Origin of the sequence: Frankia sp. AgKG'84/4, assembly GCF_023242965.2 — a bacterium.
In the GTDB taxonomy this organism is placed as follows: Bacteria; Actinomycetota; Actinomycetes; order Frankiales; family Frankiaceae; genus Frankia.
Map to the genome: position 1 here is coordinate 1 of NZ_JALKFU020001258.1, position 2,322 is coordinate 2,322.

The window sequence follows — 2,322 nt, forward strand, 5'->3', positions numbered from 1 at the left end:
GCGCCGGCGCGGCCCGCGCCCCAGGCCGCTCCGGCTGCCGGCCCGACGGCGGCTCCCGTCCGCGGCCGCACCGAGAAGCTCACCCGACTGCGGGCGCTGGTCGCCCGGCGGATGGTCGAGTCGCTGCAGATCAGCGCGCAGCTCACCACCGTCGTCGAAGTGGACGTCACCCGCATCGCGCGGCTACGGGACCGGGCCAAGGCCGGGTTCCAGGCCCGCGAGGGGCTCAAGCTGTCGTTCCTGCCGTTCTTCGCGCTCGCGACCTGCGAGGCGCTGCGCGAGTTCCCGCAGCTCAACGCCAGCATCGACGTCGACGCTGGCACCGTCACGTACCACGGCGAGGAGAACCTCGGCATCGCCGTGGACTCCGAGCGCGGCCTGGTCGTCCCCGTCGCCCACAACGCCGGTGACCTGAACCTGACCGGCCTGGCCCGCAAGATCGACGATCTGGCCGGCCGCACCCGGTCGAACAAGATCTCGCCGGACGAGCTCGGCGGGGGCACTTTCACCCTCACGAACACCGGCAGCCGGGGTGCGCTGTTCGACACCCCGATCCTCAACCAGCCGCAGGTCGGCATCCTCGGCACCGGCATCGTCACGAAGAAGCCGGCGGTCATCGACGACCCGGACCTCGGCGAGGTCATCGCCGTGCGGTCCTCGGTCTACCTGTCGCTGACCTACGACCACCGGATCGTCGACGGCGCCGACGCCGCCCGCTTCCTGACCTTCATCAAGCGGCGGCTGGAAGAGGGCGCCTTCGAGGCCGACCTCGGCCTGTAGGCACCGCACCACCGAGACGCCTGGCCGATCCGGTCGGCCAGGCGTCTCGCGCCGGGCGCGTCTGACGGTGACGATGGTCAGCTATGCGCATCGTTGTCACCGGAGCCTCCGGCCTGATCGGCTCGACGCTCGTCCCCGCCCTGCGCGCGGACGGGAACGCGGTGAGCACCCTGGTCCGCCGCCCGCCGCGGGCCGACGGTGAGATCCGCTGGGATCCCACGGCCGGCCAGCTCGACCCGGCGGACCTCGCCGGCACCGAAGCCGTCGTCCACCTCGCCGGCGCGGGCATCGGCGACCGGCGCTGGACCGACTCCTACCGGCGCGTGCTGCGCGAGAGCCGCCTGGTCAGCACGGATCTGCTCACCCGCACCCTGGCGCGGCTCGACCCGCCGCCGCGGGTGCTGCTCGCCGGCAGCGCCGTCGGCTGGTACGGCACGGACGCGCACGGCGCGGCCGGCCCGCTCGACGAGTCCGCACCCGCCGGTTCCGGCTTCCTCGCCCGCCTCGTCGAGGACTGGGAGGCGGCGGCCGAGCCGGCCCGGGCAGCCGGGATCCGCGTCAGCACGCTGCGCACCGGGGTGGTGCTGTCCACCCGCGGCGGGAGCCTCGCCCGCCAGCTACCGCTGTTCCGGTTCGGCGTCGGCGGCCGGCTGGGCTCGGGCCGTCAGTGGCTGAGCTGGATCAGCCTGCCCGATCATGTCGCCGCCACTCGGTTCCTGCTCGGCGCGGACGCACCGGCGGGACCGGTCAATCTGGTCGCCCCGGAGCCGGTCACGAACACCCGGTTCACCTCGGCGCTGGCCGCGGCGCTGCACCGGCCGGCATTCGCCGCGGTGCCGGGCTTCGCGCTGCGCGCCGTCCTCGGCGGATTCGCCGACGAGGGTGTACTCGCCTCCCAGCGGCTGGCCCCCGCGGCGCTGCGTGCCGCCGGGTTCGGCTTCGCCCATCCCGACATCGACACGGCCCTGCGCGCGCTGCTCTCCACAGACGGCTGAGCCCGGGCCGGACCGGGCGGACCGGGCGGACCGCGGCTCGGGCGGCGGGGCCGGCGTCAGCCGGCGGTGATCGGCACGGTGTCCGACACCCGCCATCCGGACGCCGTGCGGACGAGCACCAGATCGCGGCGCTGTGGGGCTTTGGCGTCCTTGTGGGCGACGACCCGACCGCCTGCGTCGAAGTAGTCGTAGGCGTCGAGATGGTCGGTGATCCGCAGCACGGTCCGATCGGCGGTGTCGGTGCGCACCTCCAGGGCGTCGACCACGGTGCGCAGCGGTGAGGAGTGCGCGCCGAGGCTGACGACCTGGCGCATCAGGGCGACGTCCGCGTTGTACGCGGGGCTGCCGGGTGCGTCGGACTCCGCCAGCAGCGACTCCTTCGCCTGCTCGAACGCCCGGCTGCGCGCCATGTTGAGGGCGCCGAGCACACCGCGCCAGATCTGCTCGGGCGACTGGTTGGCGACGGGCGAGGCGGTCGGGTCGTGGCTGGCCGCCCCGGGTGCGGGCGTCGTCGGCCCCGGCGGCGTCGAGGCGGCCTCGTCCGCGT

The 2,322-nt window shown here is 74.6% G+C and carries 2 protein-coding genes and 1 pseudogene; 2 read left to right on the forward strand and 1 reads right to left on the reverse strand.

Going from position 1 to position 2,322, the window contains the following annotated elements; all coding sequences use genetic code 11:
* The coding region (locus tag MXD58_RS29380; RefSeq protein WP_250611410.1) for a 2-oxo acid dehydrogenase subunit E2 at window positions 1-780 on the forward strand (780 nt) is incomplete at its 5' end.
* Between the two features lie 83 nt (window positions 781-863).
* Window positions 864-1,775 (forward strand): TIGR01777 family oxidoreductase, encoded by a 912-nt coding sequence (locus tag MXD58_RS29385; RefSeq protein ID WP_248837188.1) that lies wholly within the window; start codon window positions 864-866, stop codon window positions 1,773-1,775.
* A gap of 56 nt (window positions 1,776-1,831) precedes the next feature.
* Here the strand turns inward: MXD58_RS29385 and MXD58_RS29390 are convergent.
* Window positions 1,832-2,322, reverse strand: a pseudogene (locus tag MXD58_RS29390) (serine/threonine protein kinase); the annotation flags it as partial.

Bases quoted from the DNA above. Each gene is read 5' to 3' on its own strand.
- MXD58_RS29385 (WP_248837188.1), top strand. From the start codon at position 864: ATGCGCATCGTTGTCACCGGAGCCTCCGGCCTGATCGGCTCGACGCTC.